20 protein-coding genes and 1 pseudogene are annotated in these 25,031 nt (G+C 62.4%); 8 read left to right on the top strand and 13 right to left on the bottom strand.

Features of this window, described 5'->3' with window-relative positions:
- From tatB to B0E42_RS16730, 8 genes and pseudogenes are all read left to right on the top strand, one after another.
- On the top strand, positions 1-423 hold the full coding sequence (gene tatB, locus B0E42_RS16695) for a Sec-independent protein translocase protein TatB (protein ID WP_077506875.1): 423 nt from the start codon (positions 1-3) through the stop codon (positions 421-423).
- Entirely contained in the window at positions 420-1,217 is a 798-nt protein-coding gene (gene tatC / locus B0E42_RS16700; protein ID WP_018611219.1) for a twin-arginine translocase subunit TatC, read from the top strand. The genes tatB and tatC overlap by 4 nt, the downstream gene beginning before the upstream one ends.
- Positions 1,214-1,921 carry a 16S rRNA (uracil(1498)-N(3))-methyltransferase gene (locus B0E42_RS16705; protein ID WP_077506876.1) on the top strand — a complete coding sequence of 236 codons (708 nt, stop codon included), beginning with the start codon at positions 1,214-1,216 and terminating at the stop codon, positions 1,919-1,921. The genes tatC and B0E42_RS16705 overlap by 4 nt, the downstream gene beginning before the upstream one ends.
- Positions 1,922-2,035: 114 nt before the next feature.
- The gene (locus tag B0E42_RS16710) at positions 2,036-3,940 is read left to right on the top strand and encodes a methyl-accepting chemotaxis protein (RefSeq protein WP_077506877.1); all 1,905 of its coding nucleotides are present in this window, start codon (positions 2,036-2,038) and stop codon (positions 3,938-3,940) included.
- 137 nt (positions 3,941-4,077) lie between these two features.
- Positions 4,078-5,124 (top strand): annotated as a pseudogene (locus B0E42_RS31790) (methyl-accepting chemotaxis protein); the annotation flags it as partial.
- Positions 5,119-5,982 (top strand): methyl-accepting chemotaxis protein, encoded by an 864-nt coding sequence (locus tag B0E42_RS31795; protein WP_371915898.1) that lies wholly within the window; start codon positions 5,119-5,121, stop codon positions 5,980-5,982. The pseudogene B0E42_RS31790 and the gene B0E42_RS31795, both read left to right, overlap by 6 nt.
- Before the next feature lie 154 nt (positions 5,983-6,136).
- Positions 6,137-6,301, top strand: coding sequence for a hypothetical protein (locus B0E42_RS31165; protein WP_156331334.1), 165 nt, complete (start codon positions 6,137-6,139; stop codon positions 6,299-6,301).
- A 1,532-nt stretch (positions 6,302-7,833) separates the two neighbouring features.
- A complete protein-coding gene (locus B0E42_RS16730; RefSeq protein WP_053178157.1) occupies positions 7,834-8,175 on the top strand; it encodes a DUF6124 family protein in 342 nt (113 codons plus the stop codon).
- Positions 8,176-8,307: 132 nt separating this feature from the next.
- On the opposite strand, the gene mdoH is transcribed toward B0E42_RS16730, so the two are convergent.
- The 13 genes from mdoH to B0E42_RS16805 form a co-directional block, all read right to left on the bottom strand.
- Entirely contained in the window at positions 8,308-10,878 is a 2,571-nt protein-coding gene (gene mdoH / locus B0E42_RS16735; RefSeq protein ID WP_077506878.1) for a glucans biosynthesis glucosyltransferase MdoH, read from the bottom strand.
- Positions 10,871-12,613 carry a glucan biosynthesis protein G gene (locus tag B0E42_RS16740; protein WP_162493979.1) on the bottom strand — a complete coding sequence of 581 codons (1,743 nt, stop codon included), beginning with the start codon at positions 12,611-12,613 and terminating at the stop codon, positions 10,871-10,873. The genes mdoH and B0E42_RS16740 overlap by 8 nt, the downstream gene beginning before the upstream one ends.
- 350 nt (positions 12,614-12,963) lie before the next feature.
- Positions 12,964-13,401 carry a D-aminoacyl-tRNA deacylase gene (gene dtd / locus B0E42_RS16745; protein ID WP_053178161.1) on the bottom strand — a complete coding sequence of 146 codons (438 nt, stop codon included), beginning with the start codon at positions 13,399-13,401 and terminating at the stop codon, positions 12,964-12,966.
- On the bottom strand, positions 13,398-14,369 hold the full coding sequence (gene pip, locus B0E42_RS16750; RefSeq protein ID WP_003196909.1) for a prolyl aminopeptidase: 972 nt from the start codon (positions 14,367-14,369) through the stop codon (positions 13,398-13,400). The genes dtd and pip overlap by 4 nt, the downstream gene beginning before the upstream one ends.
- A 105-nt stretch (positions 14,370-14,474) precedes the next feature.
- Positions 14,475-15,389, bottom strand: coding sequence for an alpha/beta hydrolase (locus tag B0E42_RS16755; protein WP_077506879.1), 915 nt, complete (start codon positions 15,387-15,389; stop codon positions 14,475-14,477).
- A 161-nt stretch (positions 15,390-15,550) separates the two neighbouring features.
- Entirely contained in the window at positions 15,551-16,498 is a 948-nt protein-coding gene (locus tag B0E42_RS16760) for a choline ABC transporter substrate-binding protein (RefSeq protein ID WP_077506880.1), read from the bottom strand.
- A 297-nt stretch (positions 16,499-16,795) separates the two neighbouring features.
- A complete protein-coding gene (gene hutG, locus B0E42_RS16770) occupies positions 16,796-17,599 on the bottom strand; it encodes an N-formylglutamate deformylase (protein ID WP_053178165.1) in 804 nt (267 codons plus the stop codon).
- An 11-nt stretch (positions 17,600-17,610) separates the two neighbouring features.
- Positions 17,611-18,813 (bottom strand): imidazolonepropionase, encoded by a 1,203-nt coding sequence (gene hutI / locus B0E42_RS16775; RefSeq protein WP_077506882.1) that lies wholly within the window; start codon positions 18,811-18,813, stop codon positions 17,611-17,613.
- A gap of 128 nt (positions 18,814-18,941) precedes the next feature.
- Positions 18,942-20,474 (bottom strand): histidine ammonia-lyase, encoded by a 1,533-nt coding sequence (gene hutH / locus B0E42_RS16780; protein ID WP_053185191.1) that lies wholly within the window; start codon positions 20,472-20,474, stop codon positions 18,942-18,944.
- 129 nt (positions 20,475-20,603) lie between these two features.
- Positions 20,604-22,127, bottom strand: a complete 1,524-nt coding sequence (gene hutH / locus B0E42_RS16785; protein ID WP_077506883.1) for a histidine ammonia-lyase — start codon at positions 22,125-22,127, stop codon at positions 20,604-20,606.
- 175 nt (positions 22,128-22,302) lie between these two features.
- Positions 22,303-23,133, bottom strand: a complete 831-nt coding sequence (locus B0E42_RS16795) for a glycine betaine/L-proline ABC transporter ATP-binding protein (protein ID WP_077506884.1) — start codon at positions 23,131-23,133, stop codon at positions 22,303-22,305.
- On the bottom strand, positions 23,130-23,981 hold the full coding sequence (locus B0E42_RS16800; RefSeq protein ID WP_003186705.1) for a proline/glycine betaine ABC transporter permease: 852 nt from the start codon (positions 23,979-23,981) through the stop codon (positions 23,130-23,132). Before B0E42_RS16800 ends, B0E42_RS16795 begins: the two co-directional genes overlap by 4 nt.
- Positions 23,982-24,052: 71 nt before the next feature.
- Positions 24,053-25,021: an ABC transporter substrate-binding protein gene (locus B0E42_RS16805; RefSeq protein ID WP_077506885.1), complete on the bottom strand. Its 969-nt coding sequence runs from the start codon at positions 25,019-25,021 to the stop codon at positions 24,053-24,055.
- Positions 25,022-25,031 lie beyond the last annotated feature (10 nt).

A 25,031-nucleotide genomic window follows, 5' to 3' on the forward strand; every position in this document is an offset into this window, starting at 1 on the left:
ATGTTTGGGATCAGCTTCACTGAACTGCTGCTCGTCGGCCTCGTCGCCCTGCTGGTACTGGGCCCCGAGCGTCTGCCGGGGGCTGCGCGCACCGCCGGTCTGTGGATCGGGCGCCTGAAGCGCAGCTTCAATGCGATCAAACAGGAAGTTGAGCGTGAAATCGGCGCCGACGACATTCGTCGGCAGCTTCACAACGAACACATTCTGTCCCTGGAGCAGGAGGCGCGGAAAATCTTCACGCCGACCCAACAGGAACCGACGCCTATTCAGCCCGTGGCCGAACAGGCGATAGCGCCCCAGACAGCCGTGGATGGCGTGGGGTCGGCGGCTGAACCGACGCCAGTGACACCGACGGTAGCGGACGCAGCGCCCGCTGCTGTCCCTGCGCCTAACGACCCTACTTTGCCGCCGCGAGCCCCATGAGCGATCTCCCTGAAAACGACCAGCCGATGCCGCTGGTATCGCACCTCACCGAGTTGCGCACCCGCCTGCTGCGTTGTGTCGCGGCGGTTTTCATCATCTTCGCCGGACTGTTTTCCTTCACCCAGCAGATCTACACCTTCGTCTCCACGCCGCTGCGCCAGTACCTGCCGGTAGGGGCGACAATGATCGCCACCGACGTGTCGTCGCCGTTCCTGACGCCACTGAAGCTGACGATGATGGTCTCGCTGTTCCTGGCGATCCCGGTGATCCTGCACCAGATCTGGGGCTTCATCGCGCCGGGCCTGTACAAGCACGAAAAACGCATCGCCGTGCCGCTGTTGGTGTCCAGCATCCTGCTGTTCTACACCGGCATGGCCTTCGCCTATTACCTGGTGTTCCCGCTGATCTTCAAGTTCTTCGCCGCCGCCACCCCGGCGGGCGTGGAAATGATGACCGACATCAGCAGCTACCTGGATTTCGTCATGACGCTGTTCTTCGCCTTCGGCGTGGCGTTCGAAATCCCGGTGGCCGTGGTGCTCCTGGTGTGGATCGGCGTGGTCGACGTGGCCTATTTGAAGAAGATCCGCCCCTACGTGATCATCGGCTGCTTCGTGGTCGGCATGATCCTGACCCCGCCGGACATCTTCTCCCAGACCCTGCTGGCTGTGCCGATGTGGCTGCTGTTCGAGATCGGCATCCTGTTCGGTGGCCTGGTGCGCAAGCGCCGGGCAGAAGAGCCCGAGGAACAGCCGGTCGATGACCACAACGACCAGCCGCCAGCGACCCAAGCGTGAACCTGCTGCTGCTCGAAGAGGCCGACTTCATCGGGCCTGACCGCGTGATCCTGAGCGATCGCCGGTTGACCCACATGCAGGAAGTCCATCGCAGCGCCGTCGGTGACAGCCTGCGCGTCGGGCGCATCGGCGGGCTGATGGGCACCGCCCAGGTGCTGCGCCTGGAAGCCCGCGAGGCCGAACTGCAAGTGACCCTCGACCAGCTTCCACCGGCCAAGTTGCCGCTGACCCTGGTGCTGGCCCTGCCGCGTCCGAAAATGCTCCGGAGGGTGTTCCAGACCGTCGCCACCATGGGCGTGCCGCGTGTGGTGCTGGTCAACAGCTATCGCGTGGAAAAGAGCTTTTGGCAGACACCATTCCTCGAACCCGAGGCCATCCGCGAGCAACTGATCCTGGGCCTGGAACAAGCCCGGGACAGCGTGTTGCCTGAGGTGGTTATCGAGAAACGCTTCAAGCCCTTCGTCGAGGACCGCCTGCCGGCCATCACCGACGGCACCTTGGGCCTGGTCGGTCACCCCGGCAACTACCCGCCCTGCCCTCGCGCGCTGACCGAACCGGTGACCTTGGCCATCGGGCCCGAAGGCGGTTGGATTCCCTACGAGATCGACCTGCTGGGCAAGGCCGGCTTGCAACCGGTACAACTGGGTGAGCGGATCCTGCGGGTCGAGACCGCGGTTACAGCGCTGCTCGCACGACTGTTCTGACCCCTTTGGTTTGCGACGGTATTCCAAACGCATCTAACTCATTTCTCCTGCTCCCCCTTTATGGGCCGATAGTGCTTTATACAAAGCAATTCCGCCCTTCAAGGGAGTATCAGCATGTTCCAATGGCTAGGTAACGTAAGCGTCAATCGCAAACTCGGCTTCGGTTTCGGCCTGGTACTGTTGTTGACCGTGATGATCGCCTTCACCGGCTGGACCGGCCTGGGTAAGGTGATTGCCCACGGCGACACGCTGGGGCTCATCGCCAGCCTGAACGACCTGACCAAGGACCTGCGCTCCGCGCGCATGGATTACGACGCGACCCGCGGCGAGAAAGGTCCAGGTGACCTCAACGATCTCCTCGGTAAATTGGAGCCTGGGCTACAGACTGCTCGCCAATCGATCGAGGAATCGGCCGACGTGGCGCTCATCGACAAGCAACTGGCGGCTGTCGCCGAGTACAGGACTGTCGTTGCCGAATTGGTCCGCGCCAACGTCAGTCGAGAGAATGCGCGCAGCAAACTGGGCGCCAGCGCCGATAACGCCGTGGCCCGAGTCGCCAGCGTTGAAAATGCCATACGGCAAAGCGACAACGCGGCTCAACTCGACAGCGTGGTGAGCCTGAGCAAGGCCATCCAGCAAGCCCGCTATCAGGTTCGCGGCTACACCTACAGCGGCCAGGCCGACGCCGAGCAGCCGGCCTTGGATGCCATCGATAACGCGCTGAAAGCGCTCGGCGGCCTACCGGCCCAACTACCCGCTGAACACGCCGCCAACCTGCAACAGGCCAGTGAGTCGTTCAAGGCCTATCGTGCCGCGATCAGCCAGTTCCATGAAGCCCAGACCGCCAGCGCTGCCGCCATCAAGCGCATGTCCGACTTGGGGGTTGTGCTACGCGGGGCCAGTAGAGACATCACGCTGTCCCAAACGGACGTGCGCGACCACGAGGCCACCCGAGCCAACCGCCTCCTGATCTCGGCCGCCGCGTTGGCCCTGCTGTTCGGGGTGATCGCTGCCATGGCGATCACCCGGCAGATCGTCACCCCGCTGGAGCAGACCCTGAAGGTTGCCGAACGCGTGGCGGCAGGCGACCTGACCCACAACCTCAGTTCCGAGCGACGCGACGAACTGGGCCAGCTACAGCGTGCCATGCAGAGCATGACCGTGGGTCTGCGGCAATTGATCGGCGGCATCAGCGACGGCGTCACGCAAATCGCCAGCGCCGCCGAACAGCTTTCAGCCGTGACCGAACAGACCAGCGCCGGGGTCAACAGCCAGAAAGTGGAAACCGACCAGGTCGCCACCGCCATGCACGAAATGACCGCCACGGTGCAGGAAGTGGCGCGTAATGCCGAGCAAGCGAGCGAAGCAACGGTCGCCGCGGACCAACAGGCTCGCGAAGGCGAAAAGGTGGTCGGTGAAGCAATCGCCCAGATCGAGCGCTTGTCCAACGCGGTGGGCAATTCCACCGAAGCCATGGGCCACCTCAAACGCGAGAGCGACAAGATCGGCAGCGTCCTGGACGTGATCAAGTCCGTGGCCCAGCAGACCAACCTGCTGGCCCTCAACGCGGCCATCGAGGCGGCCCGGGCCGGTGAAGCCGGGCGTGGTTTCGCGGTGGTGGCCGACGAGGTGCGCAGCCTGGCCCAGCGCACCCAGAAGTCCACCGAAGAGATCGAGCAACTGGTCCTTGGCCTGCAGACCGGAACCGAACAGGTCGCGTCCAGCCTGGACAACAGCCGCAACCTGACCGACAGCAGCGTCGAACTGACCCGCCGGGCCGGTAGCTCACTGGAAAACATCACCCGCACGGTCTCGGCGATCCAGTCGATGAACCAACAGATCGCCGCCGCTGCCGAGCAGCAGAGCGCCGTGGCCGAAGAGATCAACCGCAGCGTCGTGAACGTTCGCGACGTGTCCGAACAAACCGCCTCCTCCAGTGAGGAAACCGCCGCCTCCAGCGCCGAGCTGGCACGGCTGGGGGTTCATTTGCAGACGCTGGTAGGACGTTTCAAAGTCTAAGCACCGAAAAAGCGGGAACACGTGGCGAGGCAGCTTGCTCGCTACGCAAAGCAACTGACGCCTACTCGCTACAGATCCCTTCCAACCGGTCGATATAACTTCCAGCATATAAACTCAACGCTGCTGGGAGTAACGGCATGTTCCGATGGCTAGGTAACATAGGCGTCAATCGCAAACTTGGTTTCGGCTTCGGCCTGGTGCTGTTCCTGACCGTGATCATCGCCTTCACCGGCTGGAGCGGCTTGGGTAACGTGATCAGCCGTGGCGACAAACTGGGGTTCATTGCCAGCCTGAACGATTTGACCAAGGACTTGCGCCTCGCCCGCATGGACTACTACACCACACGGGGCGAGAACGGCCCGCAGCAAGTCAACGACCTGATTGACAAACTCGAAGCAGGGCTGAAGACCGCCCGCCAACTGATTGAGCAACCGGCCGATGTAGCGCTGATCGATAAACAATTGGCCGCCGTTGCCGAGTATAAAAGCGCCTTCGCCGAGATGACCCGCGCTACCGTTAGCCGTGAAGATGCCCGCAGCAAACTTGGCGCCAGTGCCGACAACGCCGTGGCCCGCGTCACTGAAGTGGAGAAATCGCTACTGCAAGGCGACAGCGTCGCCCAGTTCAACAGCGTTGTGACCCTGAGCAAGGCGGTCCAGCAAGCGCGCTATCAAGTTCGCGGCTATACCTACAGCGGCAAGAACGAAGCCCAGCAACCGGCCCTTGAGGCCATCGACAATGTCCTCAAACTTCTCGCACGCTTGCCAGAGCAATTGCCCGAGGAACATGCCGCCAACCTGCAACAGGCCAACGACTCGATCAATGCCTATCGCACAGCGGTCAGCCAGTTCCGCGACTCCCAGATTGATAACGCCGCGGCACTCAAGCGCATGGCATCACAAGGCGACGTATTGATCGACGCCAGCCAAAAGCTGACAGCGTCCCAGACGGCCGTTCGCGACCACGACGCAGCCAAGGCCAAGACCTTCCTGGCATCGGCTGCCGTGCTCGCGTTGCTGTTTGGTGTCATCGCTGCCTTGGTCATCACCCGGCAGATCGTCGCCCCCCTGGGCCAGACCCTCAAGATCGCCGAACGTGTGGCGGCGGGTGACTTGACCCACAACCTCAACTCCGACCGCCGCGACGAACTGGGCCAGCTACAGCGCGCCATGCAGAGCATGACCGTGGGTCTGCGGCAATTGATCGGCGGCATCAGCGAGGGCGTCACGCAAATCGCCAGCGCCGCCGAGCAGCTTTCAGCCGTGACCGAACAGACCAGCGCCGGGGTCAACAGCCAGAAAGTGGAAACCGACCAGGTCGCCACCGCCATGCACGAAATGACCGCCACGGTGCAGGAAGTGGCCCGCAATGCCGAAGAAGCCTCCGAGGCCGCAGCCGCTGCCGATGCCCAGGCGCGCGAAGGCGACAAGGTGGTCGGAGAAGCGATTGCCCAAATCGAACGCCTGGCACTCGAAGTCGGTAACTCCACCACCGCCATGGGCGATTTGAAGCGAGAAAGCGACAAGATCGGCAGTGTGCTGGACGTGATCAAGTCCGTCGCCCAACAGACCAACCTGCTGGCCCTCAACGCGGCAATCGAGGCGGCTCGCGCGGGAGAAGCCGGTCGTGGTTTCGCCGTGGTGGCCGACGAGGTTCGCAGCCTGGCCCAGCGCACCCAGAAATCCACTGAAGAAATCGAGCAACTGATCGTCGGCCTGCAATCAGGCACCGAACAGGTCGCGACCACCCTGGACAACAGCCGCAACCTGACCGACAGCAGCGTCGAACTGACCCGCCGTGCGGGGGGCTCGTTGGAGAACATCACTCGTACGGTCTCGGCGATCCAGTCGATGAACCAGCAGATCGCCGCCGCCGCCGAGCAGCAGAGTGCGGTGGCTGAGGAGATCAACCGTAGCGTGCTGAATGTGCGTGATGTGTCGGAGCAAACGGCGTCGTCCAGTGAGGAGACTGCCGCCTCCAGTGCTGAGCTGGCGCGGTTGGGGGTGCATTTGCAGACGTTGGTGGGGCGGTTCCGGGTTTGATGCCTTGCGGCTGCCTTACTTAGGATTTGTGTGTATATCCGTTTTTTTGTAACGGCGGCTTAGGGTTCCGCTCTTACAGCGGGTCACTTTCGAAAAGCGCGAAAGTAACCAAAGCGCTTCTGCCCCACCACTTGGCACCTCGCCTAGGCTCGGTGTGCCCTCACTCCGGCATTGCTCCGTGGGCCGCCGCGAAGGGCCATCCATGGCCCAGCGCGGCTACCTCGGCATCCATGCCGAGGTGCCCACGGCCCAATGCCTGCGTTCGGCCATCGTGGTTAACGGGGCGCCCGAGATCAACGTCCACCACGAGGCGGCCTAACAGCCGACCTGGCTCTCCCGGTCGTACACCCGTTAGATCTGTGGGAGCAAAGCTTGCTCGCGATAGCGGTCTGTCAGGCAACATCAATACTGACTGCCCCGCCGCCATCGCGAGCAAGCTCGCTCCCACATAGGTTTTTGGTCGTTTATAAGATCAGCGTCCACCGCCGGTCCCTGTGGGAGCCGAGCTTGCTCGCGATGGCGGTGGGTCTGCTTGCATCAATGCTGGATGTGCCGCCGCCTTCGCGAGCAGGCTCACTCCCACATAGGTTTTTGGTCGTTTATAAGATCAGCATCCACCACCGATCCCTGTGGGAGCCGAGCTTGCTCGCGATGGCGGTGGGTCTGCTTGCATCAATGCTGAATGTACCGCCGCCTTCGCGAGCAGGCTCGCTCCCACATAGGTTTTTGGTCGTTTATAAAATCAGCGTCCACCGCCGATCCCTGTGGGAGCCGAGCTTGCTCACGATGGCGGTGGGTCTGCTTGCATCAATGCTGAATGTACCGCCGTCTTCGCGAGCAAGCTCGCTCCCACAATGGGATCGGAGTACGACCGGGAGAACCAGGCCGGCTGTCAGGCCGCCTCGCGAGCAAGCTTTGCTCCCACAGGCCCTGCTCAAACAGATCTGATGGGTGTACGACCGGGAGAACCAGGCCGGCTGTCAGGCCGCCTCGCGAGCAAGCTTTGCTCCCACAGGCCCTGCTCAAACAGATCTGATGGGTGTACGACCGGGAGAGCCAGGTCGGCTGTCAGGCCGCCTCGCGAGCAAGCTTTGCTCCCACAGGTCCTGCTCAAACAGATCTGACGGGTGTACGACCGGGAGAGCCAGATCGGCTATAAGGCCGCCTCGCGAGCAAGCTTTGCTCCCACAGGTCCTGCTCAAACAGATCTGAGGGGTGTACGACCGCAAGAGCCAGGTCGGCTACTAGGCCGCCTCGCGGTGGACGTTGATCTCGGCGCCCCGTTAACCACGATGGCCGAACGCAGGCATTGTGGAGTGGGCATCCCGGCATGGATGCCGGGATAGCCGCGCTGGGCCATGGATGGCCCTTCGCGGCGGGCCCACGGAGCAATGCCTTCGTTCGGGCATGCCGAGCCTAAGCGAGGCACCGAGTGGTGGGGCATGAGCGTTTTGCTTACTTTTGCGCTTCTCAAAAGTGAGCCGCTGTAAGAGCGGAACCGTCAGCAGCCGTGACCTAAATAACGGATATACATACAAAAATACCTGCGTCCCACAATCCGTCATCCCAAGGCTACGGAGCCTTGCGCCATTGCCTACAACTACGCCAGAATCCGCCGGCTTGTGCGCCTTGGCCCTGGGCTCTAACGTTTGCAGGTCGCTGTCAGTTCAGCGATCGGGTTTAGCAGCTCGGCACAATATCAAGGCACGCAGGTCCGCTTTATGGCGGCTGTGCGTGGGGCACTTCGGTGCGCCGGGTTCCTTGATTCCTGGTCTGCTAACCCGCGTACTGCCGCCACCCTTTTCGTTTAGCAGCGATGTCTGGCGGCTCCATCAGTCAAGGAGCGTCACCATGCACAAGGTCACACCCAACCCACCAGAACCAGAAACCGACCCCAAGAAACTCCAGGAAGCCACCGACCGCGCACTCGATTACTACCTGAAGCCCAAACAGCCCAACCCCGAAGAAAAACAGCCATCGGGCCAGCTCTTCACCGTCGTCGACGGCATCGACACCGAAAGCCTGCTGGCCAACCTCAGCGAAAACCTGGCCTCAGCCGACGCCATGGTCAGCGACCTCGCGTTCGATCTGAAAGGCTCGCGGCGCCACATTGCCTTCGGCATTCAGCAACTGATCGAACTGAGTAGGTTATTGGCAAACCGGATGTTGGATAGCATCAATCCGCAACACTGACCGCAACACAAAATCGGGGGCGGCTGCGCCACCCAGCGGGAGCAAGCTCCCTCGCCACAAGGGCGATCCGCAGATAGAAAATACGCCCAACAAAAAGCCCCGCTTCCTTCCAGAAGCGGGGCTTTTTGCGTATCAGGCCAGTTGAGGCTGTACGCTCACCGGCTGTAGCGGCAGCAACGGTGCATGAGGATCGGCCTTGACCGACTCACGCCACGCCGTCAGCCACTCCGGATGAGCCTCGCTCCAGACCTGCTCATGCAGGCGGGACAGGGCCACCGGGTCACTTAGCAACGCCAGTCGCTCAGTGTTGCTGAGCTCGGCAGGACCCACCTTCAGGGCGTGACGAACACGTTCGACCCGCAGCCATTCAATCGGCTCGGCCTGGCCGTGACGCGAGGTGGCCAGCGCACACGCCAAGGCGTTCTGTTGCGGATCGACCACCGCCCGGATGAAACCGTCGTTCAGCGCATGCCAACGGTTTTCATGGGTGTACTGGTCCGTCGACAGCAGCTCCTGGGGCGGGGCGTATTCCTCAGGGATCAGGAACAGGCTCTCATCGCGGGACTTCAAGCCCAGGCCCACGCGGCTGGAGATCACCGACACCGGGATCGACAGGATCAACGACCCGACGATCGGCACCAGCCACCAGAGGAAGCTTGGGTTCAGCCAGATCACCAGCAAGGCCCAGAAGAAGCCCAGCAAGGTTTGCGGACCGTGGCGCTTGACCGCTTCGCTCCATGGCGTGGAGTCGTCGTCACGTTTCGGCGAGTTCCAGGTCGCGGCCCAGCCCAGGAAAGCGGCGAGCACGAAACGGGTGTGGAAGATCATGCGAACCGGCGCCAGCAGCATGGAGAACAGCATCTCCAGCAACATGGACATGGTCACCTTGAACTTGCCACCGAATTCCTTCGCGCCCTTGGCCCAGATCAGCACGATGCTCAGCAGCTTGGGCAGGAACAGCAGCACGATGGTCGTCGAGAACAGGGCGATGGCCTTTTCCGGATGCCATTGCGGCCACAGCGGATAAAGCTGGCGTGGCTCGAGGAAGTACTGCGGCTCCATCAGCGTGTTCACCGCCAACAACGCCGTGGACAGCACCAGGAAGAAGAACCACAGCGGCGCCGACAGGTAGGACATCACGCCGGTCAGGAACACCGCACGGTGCACCGGGTGCATGCCCTTGACCAGGAACAGGCGGAAGTTCATCAGGTTGCCGTGGCACCAGCGACGGTCACGCTTGAGTTCGTCCAGCAGGTTCGGCGGCAGCTCTTCGTAGCTGCCCGGCAGGTCATAGGCAATCCACACGCCCCAGCCGGCACGGCGCATCAGCGCAGCTTCGACGAAGTCGTGGGACAGGATGGCACCGGCGAACGCGCCTTTACCGGGCAACGGCGCCAAGGCGCAGTGCTCGATGAACGGCTTCATGCGAATGATCGCGTTGTGGCCCCAGTAGTGGGATTCACCCAACTGCCAGAAGTGCAGGCCGGCAGTAAACAACGGACCATACACCCGAGTGGCGAACTGCTGCATGCGCGCATACAGCGTGTCCATGCCCGAGGCCCGTGGCGCGGTCTGGATGATGCCGGCGTCCGGCGTGGCTTCCATCAGGCGCACCAGGCTGGTCAGGCACGTACCGCTCATCACGGAGTCCGCGTCGAGTACGACCATGTACTTGTAGTCACCGCCCCAACGACGGCAGAAGTCGTCGAGGTTGCCACTCTTGCGCTTCACGCGACGGCGACGACGGCGGTAGAAGATCTTGCCGAAACCCCCGGCTTCACGGCAGACGTCCAGCCAGGCCTGTTGTTCGGCCACGCAGATGTCGGTTTCGTTACTGTCGCTGAGCACGAAAAAGTCGAAGCGATCCAGGTCACCGGTGGCGGCCACCGACTCGAAGGTCGCGCGCAAACCGGCGAATACCCGTGCCACGTCTTCGTTGCAGATCGGCATCACCAGCGCGGTGCGGGCGTCCTTGGGAATCGGCTCGTTGCCGGCGCTAGCGCCGGAGATGCGATATTTGTCGTGGCCGGTGAGCAATTCGAGAAAGCCCATCAGCGCCGTCCAGAAACCCGCCGACACCCAGCAGAACAGGATCCCGAACAGAATCAGGATGCTGGTCTGCAATGCATACGGCAGCACTTGCGTGGCCGTCTGCATCAGCGGTTGGTGCATGACTTCGTCCAGGTCCACCAGCGACCAGCCCTGGTACGGCATGATGCCCTTCATGTACCAGCCGGCAACGATGGTCTGGCCAAGCATCAGGATCAGCAGGATATAGCGGCGGATCGAACCCACGGTACGCCAGCGTGCATGGGGCAGCACGCGCTCATCCTTGGGCGGCTTCGGCGGGTTGGTACGACCGGTCAGGCGCCGCCAGCCGCGCACCAGGATATTGGTGCGCCACGGCTCCGGTACGACCTTGGTCCGGCGAATCGGCGGTGTCGCCTTCAAGCACACCCGGCCGCTGGAGTCGAGGGCCAGCATTTCGGCGTCCTCGAGTTCCTCGGCGGTGCTCAGCGTCAGGCGACGGCCCACCGAGGCTTGCGCCGCCTCGTTGGGTGCGTCGAATGTCGAAGAAGCCAGGCGCTCATGCAATTCGCTGAATGACGAGCAGCCCGCCAGCTCGGCGCGCTGCTCGTCGGTCATCGGCAAATGGGCCAGATACTCACGCAGAGACTCTGGTTGTACGGACGTATTACTCATCGGCAGGCAACTGGTAGCTCCAGGTCTCGGTCAGGACTTGTTCAGTCTGTTCCGGTTCCTGTGGGGTTGGGGTCGGCTCGGCGGCGGCGGTGGCCGCTTTGACGGCCTTGGCTTCTTTCTGCTCGCCGGCTTGCTCGTTGGCTTTCTCTTTTTCGCTCTGCTGCTTGGCGACCTTGTCGGCCTTGGCCAGTGTGGCCACGGAGTGCGCGGTGGCTGGCAGCTCGACAGGAACCAGCGGCCGGACCAAGGCGGCACGCATCTCGGTCGCTTTGCTCGGGTCCTTGATCTTCAAGCGCAACGTCAGGCGCCAGCCCTTGGTCTCAGGGTTGTAGCGCACGCTGTTCTCGACGATCTCGCCGTTGTCGCCAACGCTCACCTGGCTACGCACCTCGGCGTCTTCAGGCAACGCTTGCAGGGACGGCCCTTCGAAATCCACCAGGTAGGCCACGCTGCCGTCCGGTTGACGGATCAGGTTGGACTGCTTCACGTCACCGGTGGAACGCAGGGTCTGCTTGACCCAGGCGCTGTCTGGCGAGTGCAGGTTGGCTTCATCGAGCGTCCAGTGCAGACGGTAGGCGAAGTCCAGCGGCTGGCCAGGCTCAGGCAGTTTTTCCGGGCTCCAGAACGCAACGATGTTGTCGTTGGTTTCGTCGGCGGTCGGAATCTCTACCAGATCGACGCTGCCCTTGCCCCAATCGCCTTTCGGTTCGATCCAGGCGCTTGGACGTTTTTCGTAACGGTCATCCAGGTCTTCATAGTGGCTGAAGTCACGACCCCGTTGCAGCAAGCCGAAACCACGCGGGTTTTCCACCGAGAAGTTGCTCACGGCCAGGTGTTTCGGGTTGTTCAGCGGACGCCAGATCCACTCGCCGTTGCCGGCGTGGATGGACAGGCCGCTGGAATCGTGGAGCTCACGACGGTAGTTCAGCACCTTGGACGGCTGGTTGGCGCCGAACAGGAACATGCTGGTCAACGGGGCGATGCCCAGCTTGTTGACGCGATCACGCAGGAACACGCGTGATTTCACGTCGACAACGGTGTCGGTGCCCGGACGCACGGTCAGGCGATAAGCACCCGTGGCCCGTGGCGAATCCAGCAGGGCGAAGATCACCAGGTGCTTGTCGGTCGGTTTCGGACGCTGGATCCAGAACTCGCGAAAGCGCGGGAACTCCTCACCGGATGGCAACGCGGTGTCGATGGCCATGCCACGAGCGGACAAACCGTAAACCTGGCCCTTGCCGATGACGCGGAAATAACTCGCGCCCAGCATGGTCATGATTTCGTCTTGCTTGTCGGCCTTGTTGATCGGGTACAACACGCGAAAACCCGCGTAGCCCAGCTGTTCGGTGGCCTTGGGATCGAACTTCACGTCGCCGAAATCGAAACGGGTCGGGTCGTACTTGATCTCGTCGACGGTGGTCGCGGTGATTTCGTTGATTTTCACCGGCGTGTCGAAATGCATGCCCTGGTGATAGAAGGACAGCCGGAACGGCGTCTTCTGGTCGGCCCATTCCGCTTTTTCGGTGCGGAAACGAATTTTCTGATAATCGGCGAATTTCATTTCGCGGAATTCGTTCGGCAAATTGCTGCGCGGGGCTTCGAACTTCTGCCCGGCCAGCTCTTGTGCCTTCGCCGATACATCATCCAGGCTGAATGCCCACAGTTGGCCCGCGCCGAACAGGCACAGCAGGGCCGAGCCCGCTACCAAGGCGCTTCTAAACCGTTTGGCAGTCATTTTTGGTGCATTACAGGGACTAACAATCACGAGCAACCCTCGCCGAAAACTGATCAAAAAACCAACGGCCAGATAAAGTATCTGCACGGTAACGGCGCTGAAAAACCGTCCCTGCCGACCACTCTTGCCAAGTTGGCGAGCATTGTTCCGACTCCGATGGGACAAAATGATTCCCCAAACGGTCCAGGACAAGTCTCTACCTAAGTCAAATGGACCAGCGAACGCTGATCCCCCGTAGCGCGCGATTATCTAGTAGCCCGCGTGACAACGCATCAGGGGCAGCAAAGTATTTATCGAGAAAACTCCCTGTTTTACCTCGAAACGGCACCGAAAAGATGTTTCAAACGCTTTCAGGCCTGTAACAGGAAGGTTACCGGGCCATCATTGACCAGGTGAACCTGCATGTCGGCGCCGAATCTACCTGATGCCACAGTGCCATGCACCTGTTTCGCCTGAGTTAGCAAATAGTTGAACAACTCTTCGCCCAAGGCAGGAGGCGCGGCGGTCGAAAAGCTCGGGCGCAGACCGCTTTTGGTGTCCGCCGCCAAGGTGAACTGCGACACCAGCAGCAACCCGCCACCGACATCCACCAGGGACAGGTTCATCTTGCCGTCGGCGTCGCTGAACACTCGATAGTTAAGCAGCTTGTGCAGGAGTTTGTCGGCGCTGGCCCGGGTATCCCCGGGCTCGACGGCCACCAACACCAGCAAGCCCTGATCCACGGCCCCGACGATCTCGCCTGATACTTCGACCCGTGCGCCGCGAACGCGTTGCAACAGCCCCTTCATGCTTCTTCGGGCGGCAGGTCGAGCAGGCGCCGGGCCATTTGCGCAGCGGCGCGCACCAGTGCATCGGTGATCCCCGGCTCAGAAGCGGCGTGACCGGCGTCGCGAATGACCTGCAGTTCGCTGTTGGGCCAGTTCTGATGCAACTCCCAGGCATTGTCCAGCGGGCAGATGACGTCGTAGCGGCCATGCACGATGACGCCCGGCAAATGGGCGATCTTGCCCATGTCGCGAATCAACTGGTTGGGTTCGAGGAAAGCGTTGTTGGTGAAGTAGTGGCATTCGATCCGGGCGATCGACAGCGCCCGCTGCGGCTCGGAGAAGCGATCGACCACCAGCGGGTTCGGACGCAGGGTCGCGGTGCGACCTTCCCAGGTGGACCAGGCCTTGGCCGCGTGCATCTGGGCGATCTGGTCGTTACCGGTCAGGCGTTTGTGAAAAGCGCTGAGCAGGTCGTCGCGCTCGTCCAACGGGATCGGTGCGATGTAATCCTGCCAATAGTCAGGGAACAGGCGACTGGCGCCGGCCTGGTAGAACCACTCGATTTCCTGCGGTCGGCAGAGAAAGATCCCACGCAGGATCAAGCCGTGTACCCGCTCTGGATGAGTCTGGGCGTAGGCCAGGGCCAGGGTCGAACCCCAGGAACCGCCAAACAGCACCCATTTCTCGATGCCCAGGTGTTTGCGGATGCGCTCCAGGTCTTCGACCAGGTCCCAGGTGGTGTTGTTCTCAAGGCTGGCATGGGGGGTGGACCGACCGCAGCCGCGCTGGTCGAAAGTAACGATGCGGTACAGGTTCGGATCGAAGTAGCGGCGGCTCTGTGCATCGCAGCCAGCACCCGGGCCGCCGTGAATGAACACCACTGGCAGGCCTTCCGGGGAACCGCTTTCATCGACATAGAGCGTGTGGGTGTCATCGACAGCCAGATCGTGCCGGGCATGGGGTTTGATCTGCGGGTACAAAGTCTGCATTGCGCGCTCCGTAAGGGGTCGAGTCATCCCTGTGGGGACGTCTATTTAGTCTGCCGTCCGGCATCATAAACCCGAATTACCTTTATGAGCATGTCCCCTGCGCAGTCAAAGCATGTCAGCCAGGTACGCCAGCAGCGTGCGATACATCCGATCGACCTCTGGCACCTGGCCCCGACCGCGCAGGCAACCGTGGACCAACCCTTCGCCCATGTACAACACAGAGGCTACGCCTGCGGCGTTCAGCCGCTCGCTATAAAGGACGCCATCGTCGCGCAGCGGGTCCCATTGCGCCACGGCGATCAACGCCGGCGGCAAGCCGTCCAGGTGCTCGGCGAGCAACGGCATGGCGAGCGCGGACGGTTGAGCGCCATTCAGGTAGTGGGTGTGATAGCTGTCCAGATCGTTGCTGCTCAACAGCGGCGCATCGGCACATTCACGGCGCGATGGCAGTGCTGCCGGGCCACCGAGCGCCGGATAGATCAGCACCTGGGCCCGTGGCAACACTTGCCCGGCATCGCGCAAAGCCAGGCACAACGCGGCGGCAAGATTGCCGCCGGCACTGTCACCGACCACCAGCCGCCGACGCGGGTCGATGGCAAAGGGCGCGGCTGCCAGATGGTGCCACACGGCGAGGCAATCGTCCAACCCGGCTGGAAACGGATGCTCTGGCGCCAGCCGATAATCCACCGCCACCACCAGCGCTTCAAGGGCAGCCGCCAGCTCCATGCAGATGAAGTCATGGGAGTCCAGGTCCCCCACCACCCAACCACCGCCGTGCAGATAGAGGAGGCACGGCCAGCCGGCGGGCGGCGCTGCACCCCGTGGGTGGTAGGCGCGCACAGCCACGCCGGCCAGTTCGAAATCCTCGATGGCCAGCGTTGGCGGGCATGCCGGGGTGAACGCCCGGCACATTTGGCTGTAGGCCTGGCGCAAACCGGTAAGGCTGTCGTCCGGGCTGTTGAAGCTCAGGATTTTGTCGATGAAGGCTGACATCTGTTCTGAGAGTGGATATGAGGCCATGAAGAACACCACCTATTGAAATGTGGGAGCAAGGCTTGCCCGCGATGGCAGTGGTACATCCAATCGTTATGTCGACTGACACATCGCTATCGCGGGCAAGCCTTGCTCCCACAGATAAATCACTCCACCACAGATAAATCACCCCGCCACAGCCAGGTAGGTCAATTCTTGAGACTGGCCTGCACCGCCGCCACGCCATCCTTGCCATCGAAACTGGTCACACCGACCAGCCACCGCCGCAAATCCTCGGGATGATCGCGCAGCCATTGCCGGGCGACGTCCTGGGGCGTCTTGCGCTCCATGATCGGCACCATCAATTGACTCTCCTGGGCGGCGGTGAAGGTGAGGTTTTCCAGCAACCGGTTCACGTTCGGGCAGCGCTGGGCGTAGTCCGGCGCGGTCACGGTGGAGACGGTCGCGGCACCTTCGTTCGGGCCATAGACATCCTCGCTGCCGGTCAGGTAGGCGATGTTCATGTTGATATTCATCGGGTGCGGGGTCCAGCCGACGAACACCACGAATTCCTTGCGATTCACCGCCCGCTGCACCGCGGCCAGCATCCCCGCCTCGCCGGATTCGATCAGCTTGAAGTCCTTGAGGCCGAAGTGGTTGGTTTCGATCATGGTCTTGATGGTGGTGTTGGCACCGCTGCCCGGCTCGATGCCGTAGATCTTGCCACCGAGTTGGTCCTTGAACCGGGCGATGTCGGCAAAGGTCTTGAGCCCCGCGGCGGCCACGTAGTCCGGTACCGCCAGCGTGGCCTGGGCATCAGCCAGGCTCGGTTTGTCCAATACTTTCACCTGGTTGGCCGCCAGGAACGGCGCGATGTTCTTGTCCATCGCCGGCTTCCAATACCCCAGGAAGATGTCGAGGCGCTTGTCGCGGATGCCGGCGAAGATGATCTGCTGCACGGCGCTGGTCTGCTTGCTGTCGTAGCCCAGCCCAGTGAGCAACACATCGGCCATGCCGCTGGTGGCGATCACGTCGGTCCAGTTGACCACGCCCATGCGCACGGTCTGGCACGACGCCGGCTCGGCGGCCATCGCCCCGGCGCTCAACAGGGTGGTACCGCAGAGGATCGACAGACAGCGTTTGAACAGTCTTTTCATCGGGAAGGTCTCGTGCGGCAGCGGATTATTGTAGGTCGGTGTCTTGTTGCACCGTGCCCAAAACATTACGCAGCGCCGAGGGGCTGAAGATGAACTGTGGCGACTCGGTTTTGCACGGTGGCGACAGTTGCTCCCGAGACTCGAGGAGAACACAAACCTGTGGCAAGCGGGTTCTGTGGGAGCAAAGCTTGCTCGCGATGAAGACGACGCGATTGCTCTGAAACAGCGGCGCCTGTATCGCGAGCAAGCTTTGCTCCCACAGATAACTCCCCTCGCCACAGAGAATCGCGTTGGCGTTTATTTTTCGTAGGTTCGTTGTCCCCACGCCAGGAAGCCTTCCAGCAGTTCCTTGAGCACCACCTGAGTCGGCGCCGCCAGGTCAGCGCGGTAGTTGAACGGTTCGAACTCTTCCATGTAGGTGCTCTGGCACAGTTCCAGTTGCACCGCGTGGATGTCTTCGGCCGGGTTGCCGTAGTGCCGGGTGATGTGTCCGCCCTTGAACCGCCCGTTGAGCACGTGGGTGAATTCACCATGGCGAGCGCAGATGGCTTCGAGCTGGCTGGCCAGGGTCGGGTCGCAACTGGCACCGTTGAAGGTGCCGAGGTTGAAGTCCGGCAGCTTGCCGTCGAACAGGTGCGCGATTACCGAACGGATCGAATGGGCATCGAACAGCAAAGCATAGCCGAACTCGGCCTTGAGTCGCGCCAGTTCCTGCTGCAACGCCTGGTGGTAAGGCATCCAGACCTGTTGCAGATACGTCGCCCGCTCCTCGGCCGACGGCTCCAGCCCTTCGCGAAACAGCGGCACGCCATCGAACAGCGTCGCCGGGTACAAACCGGTGGTGGCGCCGACGTACATCGGCTTGTCATCGGCGGGGCGGTTGAGGTCGACGACGAACCGCGAGTACTCGGCGGCCAAGGTGCTGGCACCCAGCTCGGCGGCGAACTCGTAGAGCCTTGGGATGTGCCAGTCGGTGTCCGGCAGGCTTTGGGCCTCGGGGATCAACCCGGCCTGTACCGCCGGGGTCAGGCGCAGGCCGGCGTGGGGCATGCTGATCAACAGCGGCACGCGCCCTTGCTTGAAATTCAGGACCTTCTCCACAACCGTTCTCCTCAATCGATTTCCACGCCGTGACGCACGACGCGTTTTTCCAGATCACCACCGAGCCAGTACGCAAGGTCGGCCGGGCGGTCGATGTGCCAGGCGACAAAATCCGCGACCTTGCCAGCTTCCAGCGAACCGTGGGTGTCAGCCATGCCCAAGGCCTGGGCCGCATGAATCGTCGCCCCCGCCAGGGCTTCTTCCGGGGTCATCCGAAAACAGGTACAGGCCATGTTCAACATCAAGCGCAACGACAACGCCGGCGAGGTGCCGGGGTTGAGGTCGCTGGCCACGGCGATTTTCACACCGTGCTTGCGCAAGGCATCCATGGGCGGCAGTTGGGTTTCGCGCAGGAAATAAAACGCGCCCGGCAACAGCACCGCCACGGTGCCGGATGCGGCCATGGCCTTGGCGTCGTCCTCGGTCATGAATTCCAGGTGATCGGCCGACAGCGCCTGGTAACGCGCCGCCAGGCTTGAACCGTGCAGGGATGACAATTGCTCGGCGTGCAGCTTCACCGGCAGCCCCAGTTGTTGCGCGGTGATGAACACCCGCTCGACCTGAGCCGGGGAAAACGCCAGGTATTCGCAAAAGGCATCCACCGCATCCACCAGCCCCTCAGCCGCCAGGGCCGGCAGCATCTCGCTGCAGATGTGCTCGATGTAATCGTCGGCGCGCTCCTTGTACTCCGGCGGCAAGGCGTGGGCCGCCAGGCAGGTACTGCGTACGCTGACCGGCAACTCGGCGCCGAGGCGGCGGATGACCCGCAGGATCTTGCGCTCGCTGGCCAGGTCCAGGCCGTAGCCGGATTTGATTTCCACCGTGGTCACGCCGTCGCGCATCAGGCTTGCCAGGCGCTTGGCGGCGCTGGCGAACAGCTCGTCTTCACTGGCGGCGCGGGTGGCGCGCACGGTGCTGGCGATGCCGCCACCGGCGGCGGCGATCTCGGCATAGCTGACGCCTTGCAGGCGCTGCTCGAACTCACCGCTGCGGTTGCCACCAAATACCGCGTGGGTGTGACAGTCGATCAGCCCCGGCGTGACCCAGGCGCCCTTGAGGTCGTTGACCGCCGGGTAGTCACCCGTCGGCAATTCGGCACGCGGGCCGATCCATTGGATGTGCTCGCCCTGGGTGACGATGGCGGCGTCTTCGATGATCGAGTAGACGCCCTGGGCCATGGTGGCGGCGTGGCAGTTTTGCCAGAGGGTTTTCATCCCGTTTTCCTCGTCTCATTCAAAATCGAATCGCGAGCAGGCTCGCTCCCACATGGGTTCTATGGTGTGCCCAAAAATGGGGGCGACACCGGTCCCCTGTGGGAGCGAGCCTGCTCGCGATGAGGCCCTTACAGGCTCGGCAACAACTGCGCCGTGATCAGCTCGTTCAGGCACCGGCTCGCCAGCAATTCACTGGCCGCATTGATGTCCGGCGCAAAGAAGCGATCCTTCTCGTAAAACGGCACTTGCGCACGCAACAGCCCTCGGGCCTGCTCCAGCTTCGCAGAGGTCTTCAAACCGCCACGCAGGTCCAGCCCCTGGCACGCCGCGAGCCATTCCACCGCGAGGATCCCACGGGTGTTCTCGGCCATTTCCCACAGACGCTTGCCGGCAGCCGGGGCCATGGAGACGTGGTCTTCCTGGTTGGCCGAAGTCGGCAGGCTGTCCACCGAATGGGGATGGGACAGCGCCTTGTTTTCACTGGCCAGGGCCGCAGCGGTGACCTGGGCGATCATGAAGCCGGAGTTCACCCCGCCATTGGCGACGAGGAACGGCGGCAGTTGCGACATGTGCTTGTCCATCATCAACGAAATGCGGCGCTCGCTCAGGGAGCCGATTTCGGCAATCGCCAAGGCCATGTTGTCGGCCGCCATCGCTACCGGTTCGGCGTGGAAGTTGCCACCGGAAATCACATCGCCCTCGGCGGCGAACACCAGCGGGTTATCCGACACCGCGTTGGCCTCGATCACCAGCACCTCGGCGGCCTGGCGGAACTGAGTCAGGCAAGCGCCCATCACTTGCGGTTGGCAGCGCAGGGAGTACGGGTCCTGGACCTTGTCGCAATTCTGGTGCGAATCGGAGACTTCGCTGCGCTCGCCCAGCAGATCGCGGTAGGCAGCGGCGGCGTCGATCTGGCCTTTCTGGCCACGGGCGGCATGGATGCGTGCATCGAATGGCGAACGCGAGCCGAGCACCGCTTCCACCGTGAGGCCGCCCAGGGCCAGCGCACCGGCAAACAGGTCTTCGCCTTCGAACAGACCACGCAGGGCAAACGCGGTGGACACCTGGGTGCCGTTGAGCAGCGCCAGGCCTTCCTTGGCGGCCAGGGTCAGCGGCGCGAGGCCAGCCACTTTCAGCGCGTCGACGGCCGGCAGCCATTCGCCCTTGTAGCGGGCCTTGCCTTCGCCCAGCAGCACCAGGGACATGTGGGCCAGTGGCGCCAGGTCACCGGAAGCACCGACCGAGCCCTTGAGCGGAATGTGCGGGTAGACCTCGGCATTGATCAGCGCAATCAGCGCATCGATCACCTGCCGACGGATGCCGGAAAAACCGCGGCTCAGGCTGTTGACCTTGAGCACCATGACCAACCGCACCAGCGCATCGCTGATCGGCTCGCCCACGCCGGCGGCATGGGACAGCACCAGGGAGCGCTGCAGGTTTTCCAGGTCTTCGCTGGCGATGCGGGTCGAGGCCAGCAGGCCGAAACCGGTGTTGATGCCGTAGGCGGTGCGGTTCTCGGCAAGGATCTGTTCAACGCAGGCAACACTGGCCTCGATCTGCGCCGACGCGCTGGCGTCGAGGCTCAAGGTCACGGGTTGCTGATAGATGTCACGCAATTGAGCCAGGCTCAATTGGCCGGGAATCAGGTTTAAGGCAGTCATGTATTGCTCCTTTTGAGAGTTTTGTTTTTACCCACCAGTCGCTCCGGAATGTTCCGTTATCCGTCACCTTCGCTTTTTGGGCGATGCCTTGTGGGCAAGAGGTGCCTTGGCACGCTGGCGCTTTTTTGATCAATTCAAATTCGGTAATACGTTGTGCAGCACGTTCGGGTCTTTGAGCAGGCCGGCGGCACTGGCGATGTCCGGCGCCAGCCAGCGATCCTGGTCGTAGGCCGGGACGCGCTCGCGCAGCAGCTTCCAGGCGATGTCGGTGCCGGCACCGAAGCGCTGGGCCTTGAGAAACTCAAAGGCCTGGGCCGCCAGCAGGTATTCGATGGCGAGGATCTGCGTGCAGTTTTCCAGCGCCCGGTGCAGCTTCAGGGCCGCGTTGGTGCCCATGCTCAAATGGTCTTCCTGCAACCCGGAGGTGACGAAATTGTCGAGCACCGCCGGTTGCGCCAGTTGCTTGTTCTCCGCGCACAGCGACGCGGCGACGTATTGCACGATCATCATCCCCGAGTTCACCCCGGGGTTGGCCACCAGGAAGGCCGGCAGGCCGCTGACGTGGGGGTTGATCAAGCGGTCGAGGCGACGCTCGGCGATGGAGCCGATCTCAGCCATGGCAATCGCCAACAGATCCGCCGCCAAGGCGACCGACTGGCCATGAGGATTGGCCTGGGACATGACCCGGAAGTTTTCCGGCCTACCCAGCAGCAGCGGATTATCGGTCACTGCGTTGAGTTCGGTTTCGATCTGTTGCCGGGCGTGGGCCAACTGGTCGCGAGCCGCGCCGTGCACCTGGGGAATCGAGCGGATGCTCAAGGCGTCCTGGGTGCGAATGCCCAGGCTCGCGGCGATGACTTCGCTGCCATCCAGCAGTGCCCGCAAGTTGACGCCGACCTTCTGCATGCCCGGGTGTGGCTTGAGTGCAATGACGTCGGCATCGAACGCGGCAATCTGCCCGCGCAGGGCTTCGAAGCTCATGGCGCCGATCACATCGGCCCATTGCAGCAGCCGCGTTGCATCGGCCAGGGCCAGGCAGCTCAGACCGGTCATGCACGGCGTGCCGTTGACCAGGCACAAACCGTCCTTGGCCCCCAGTTGCGCCGCTTGCAAACCCTCTGCGGCCAGGGCTTCTTGCGCCGGGACTATTTGCCCGCGATAGCTGACCTGGCCGACACCCAGCAGTGCGATGCCGATGTGGGCCATGTGGGTCAGGTAACCCACCGAACCCTGGGACGGCACTTGCGGTGTGATGCCGCGATTGAGCAGCGCCAGCAGCGCTTCGACCACCCGGCGATGGATGCCGGACTTGCCCTGGCTGTAGTTGAGGATCGCGGCGCAGATAATCGCCCGGGTTTGCTCATCGGCAAGCGGCGCACCGACGCCACAGGCATGGCTGAGCAGCGTGTTGCGCGACAGTTGGCTGAGCTGCTCATCCTTGAGCGAAACATTGCACAAGGCCCCCAGGCCGGTGTTGACGCCATAGGCGCGCTCGCCGCTTGCGACGATGCGCTGGACGATGGCCTGGGCATTGTCGATCCGCGCCCAGGTCTGGGTCGACAGCTCGAGCACAGCGCCGAAGCGCGCGACGGCGACGACATCCTGCCAGCGCAGCGGGGCGCCGGTGATTACGATTTTTTCAGCCTGGGACATCTAAAGCCTCATGCACATAAAGTTGCCAATAACATTTGTGGCGAGGAGCGGATATCTGTGGGAGCAAGGCTTGCCCGCGATAAAAACAACGCGATCTCTCTGGAACCAAGGCGCCTGTATCGCGAGCAAGCTTTGCTCCCACAGATAAATCCCCTCGCCACAACTGAGTCCTGCCTTACACCACCGCCGCCCGCCGCTGCACAAACCGATCAACATACTCATCCGCCGGCGAGTGCAGGATCTCCCGGGGCGTGCCGACCTGGATCAGCTTGCCGTCCTTGAGAATCGCAATGCGGTTGCCGATACGCACGGCCTCGTCGAGGTCGTGGGTGATGAAGACGATGGTCTTGTGCAGGGTCTTTTGCAGCTCCAGCAACTGGTCCTGCATTTCCGCGCGGATCAGCGGGTCGAGGGCGCTGAAGGCTTCGTCCATCAAGATGATGTCGGTGTCCGCCGCCAAGGCCCGGGCCAGGCCGACGCGCTGGCGCATGCCGCCGGAGAGCTGGTGCGGGTATTTGTTCTCGTAACCTTTCAGGCCCACGGTGTTGATCCAGTGCAGCGCCCGCTCGGCGCACACCTGCTTGCTCTCGCCGCGCACTTTCAAGCCGTAGGCAACGTTGTCCAGCACGCTCTTGTGGGGCAGCAGGCCGAAGCTCTGGAACACCATGCTGATCTTGTGCCGGCGAAATTCGCGCAGGGCGTCCATGTCCAGTTGCAGGATGTCTTCGCCGTCCACCAGGATCGCGCCGCTGGTAGGGTCGATCAGCCGGTTGAAATGGCGCACCAACGTGGACTTGCCGGAACCGGACAGCCCCATGATCACGAAGATCTCACCGGTGCCGATGCTCAGCGACAGGTCGTTCACGCCGACCACGCAACCGGTTTCGGCCAGCACCTGGTCCTTGGTCTTGTTCTGGCGGATCAGGTCCAGGGCTTCCTTGGAGCGATTGCCAAAAATCTTGAAGACGTTCTTGACTTCGATCTTGCTGATGGCTGCGTTGCTCATTTGCTCACCTCGTGCCGAGGACGACCATAGGCCTGGGTAATGCGGTCGATGACCACGGCGAGAATCACGATGGCCAGCCCGGCTTCCAGGCCGCGTCCGACGTTGAGGGTCTGGATGCCCACCAGCACGTCTTCACCCAGGCCACGGGCGCCGATCATCGAGGCGATGACCACCATCGACAGGGCCATCATGGTGGTCTGGTTGATCCCGGCCATGATGCTCGGCAGGGCCAGGGGCAATTGCACGCCGAACAGCTGTTGCCAGCGGTTGGCGCCAAAGGCGTTGATGGCTTCCATCACTTCGCCGTCCACCTGGCGGATGCCCAGGTCGGTCAGGCGAATCAGTGGCGGCGCGGCGTAGATCACCGTGGCGAAAATCGCCGGGACCTTGCCCAGGCCAAACAGCATCAACACCGGAATCAGGTACACGAAGCTCGGCATGGTCTGCATGATGTCCAGCAGCGGCATCAGCACCGAACGCAGGCGATTGCTGCGCGCCGAAAGAATGCCCAGCGGAATACCGATCAACACCGAGATCAGCGTCGCCACCAGCATCAACGCGAGGGTCTGCATCAGCTTGTCCCACAGGCCCACCGCGCCCACCAGGAACAACAGGCCGACGATCACCGCCGTGGCGACGACCTTGCGGGTGGCGTGCCAGGCGATGCCACCAACGATCGCCAGCATCAGCCACCAGGGCGCCATGCGCAGCAGGCCTTCGAGGTTGACGATGGCCCACAGCAAGGTGTCGGAGATCTGCCGGAACACATCGCCATAGTTGGTCACCAGGGCGTCAACCCAACCGTTGACCCAATCGGCGATGGAGAAGGTAAAGCTTTCGGGAAACATAAGAGACTCTCGATCAGATGGATGCGGTGAACGTCCCGGCCAGCCCCACGGTTGGCCGGGAAGTATTCGACCTACAGAGCCGCGTCGATTTTCTTGGCAGCGTCTTCACTGACCCAGGCGTGCCAGACTTCAGGATGTTCCTTCAGGAAGATCTTCGCCAGTTTCGGCGACTCGATTCGTTCCTTGGCCATGCGCCCGAGGTTCTGGTTCAGGATGTCGATCGGCAGGTTGACCTTTTCCAGCACCGCCACCAGTTCCGGAGCCTGGTCGTGGAAGGTCTTGGACAGGCCGACCTTGATGCTCACGCTTTTATCCACGCCTGGTTTTTCTTCGAGTTTCACCAGGTCCACCTGGCCCATCAGCGGCGTGGGCGACCAGTAGTAGAACAGGATCGGCTCGCCGCGCTTGTAGCTCGACAGCACCGCTGCATCCAGCGCCGGGCCGGTGCCTGGACGGAAGTTGGTGTAGGTTTTTTCCAGGCCATAGCTTTTCAGCATTTCGCTGTTGTCCAGCTCGCAGGTCCAGCCGGCCGGGCAGTTATAAAAGCGGCCCTTGGACGGTTCCTCCGGGTCCTTGAACACGGCGGCGTACTGACCCAGGTCAGCGATGTTCTTCAGGCCTGGAGCCTTGGCTTCGAGCTTGCGCTTGGCGTCGCCCTCAACCACGTAGCGCGGCACGTACCAGCCTTCGATGGCACCCACGACCGGGGCACCGACGCCGACTACCTTGCCGGCCTTCTCGGCCTTGTTCCAGACTTCACTGCGGCCGACCCACTCTTCGGCGAACACCTGGATGTCGTTGCTGCTCAGGGCGTTCTCCATGGTGATGGAGTTGCCCGGCAGGCTGTCGATCTTGCAGTCGTAGCCTTTTTCCAGCACCACTTGCAGGACGTCGGTCAGCAACATGCCACTTTCCCAATTCAGGCCGGCGAACTTCACCGGTTTACCCGACTCGCACCAACCCGCCGCTTGTGTGGCGCCGGCGCTGGCCAGCAGGCCCATGGAAAGCAATGTGGTCAGCAGGGTCTTGTTCGACTTCATTATGTGACGC

This window comes from Pseudomonas sp. A25(2017), assembly GCF_002001065.1.
GTDB classification, from domain to species: Bacteria; Pseudomonadota; Gammaproteobacteria; order Pseudomonadales; family Pseudomonadaceae; genus Aquipseudomonas; species Aquipseudomonas kilonensis.

What these genes read in the sequence shown, in the direction of transcription:
- B0E42_RS31795 (WP_371915898.1), top strand. Translation starts at nt 5,119, where the DNA reads ATGACCGTGGGTCTGCGGCAATTGATCGGCGGCATCAGCGAGGGCGTC.
- B0E42_RS16730 (WP_053178157.1), top strand. Translation starts at nt 7,834, where the DNA reads ATGCACAAGGTCACACCCAACCCACCAGAACCAGAAACCGACCCCAAG.
- B0E42_RS16755 (WP_077506879.1), bottom strand. Translation starts at nt 15,389, where the DNA reads ATGGCCTCATATCCACTCTCAGAACAGATGTCAGCCTTCATCGACAAA.
- B0E42_RS16795 (WP_077506884.1), bottom strand. Translation starts at nt 23,133, where the DNA reads ATGAGCAACGCAGCCATCAGCAAGATCGAAGTCAAGAACGTCTTCAAG.
- pip (WP_003196909.1), bottom strand. Translation starts at nt 14,369, where the DNA reads ATGCAGACTTTGTACCCGCAGATCAAACCCCATGCCCGGCACGATCTG.
- dtd (WP_053178161.1), bottom strand. Translation starts at nt 13,401, where the DNA reads ATGAAGGGGCTGTTGCAACGCGTTCGCGGCGCACGGGTCGAAGTATCA.
- B0E42_RS16760 (WP_077506880.1), bottom strand. Translation starts at nt 16,498, where the DNA reads ATGAAAAGACTGTTCAAACGCTGTCTGTCGATCCTCTGCGGTACCACC.
- hutH (WP_053185191.1), bottom strand. Translation starts at nt 20,474, where the DNA reads ATGACTGCCTTAAACCTGATTCCCGGCCAATTGAGCCTGGCTCAATTG.
- hutH (WP_077506883.1), bottom strand. Translation starts at nt 22,127, where the DNA reads ATGTCCCAGGCTGAAAAAATCGTAATCACCGGCGCCCCGCTGCGCTGG.
- tatB (WP_077506875.1), top strand. Translation starts at nt 1, where the DNA reads ATGTTTGGGATCAGCTTCACTGAACTGCTGCTCGTCGGCCTCGTCGCC.
- B0E42_RS16740 (WP_162493979.1), bottom strand. Translation starts at nt 12,613, where the DNA reads ATGACTGCCAAACGGTTTAGAAGCGCCTTGGTAGCGGGCTCGGCCCTG.
- B0E42_RS16710 (WP_077506877.1), top strand. Translation starts at nt 2,036, where the DNA reads ATGTTCCAATGGCTAGGTAACGTAAGCGTCAATCGCAAACTCGGCTTC.
- B0E42_RS16800 (WP_003186705.1), bottom strand. Translation starts at nt 23,981, where the DNA reads ATGTTTCCCGAAAGCTTTACCTTCTCCATCGCCGATTGGGTCAACGGT.
- mdoH (WP_077506878.1), bottom strand. Translation starts at nt 10,878, where the DNA reads ATGAGTAATACGTCCGTACAACCAGAGTCTCTGCGTGAGTATCTGGCC.
- hutI (WP_077506882.1), bottom strand. Translation starts at nt 18,813, where the DNA reads ATGAAAACCCTCTGGCAAAACTGCCACGCCGCCACCATGGCCCAGGGC.
- tatC (WP_018611219.1), top strand. Translation starts at nt 420, where the DNA reads ATGAGCGATCTCCCTGAAAACGACCAGCCGATGCCGCTGGTATCGCAC.
- B0E42_RS16805 (WP_077506885.1), bottom strand. Translation starts at nt 25,021, where the DNA reads ATGAAGTCGAACAAGACCCTGCTGACCACATTGCTTTCCATGGGCCTG.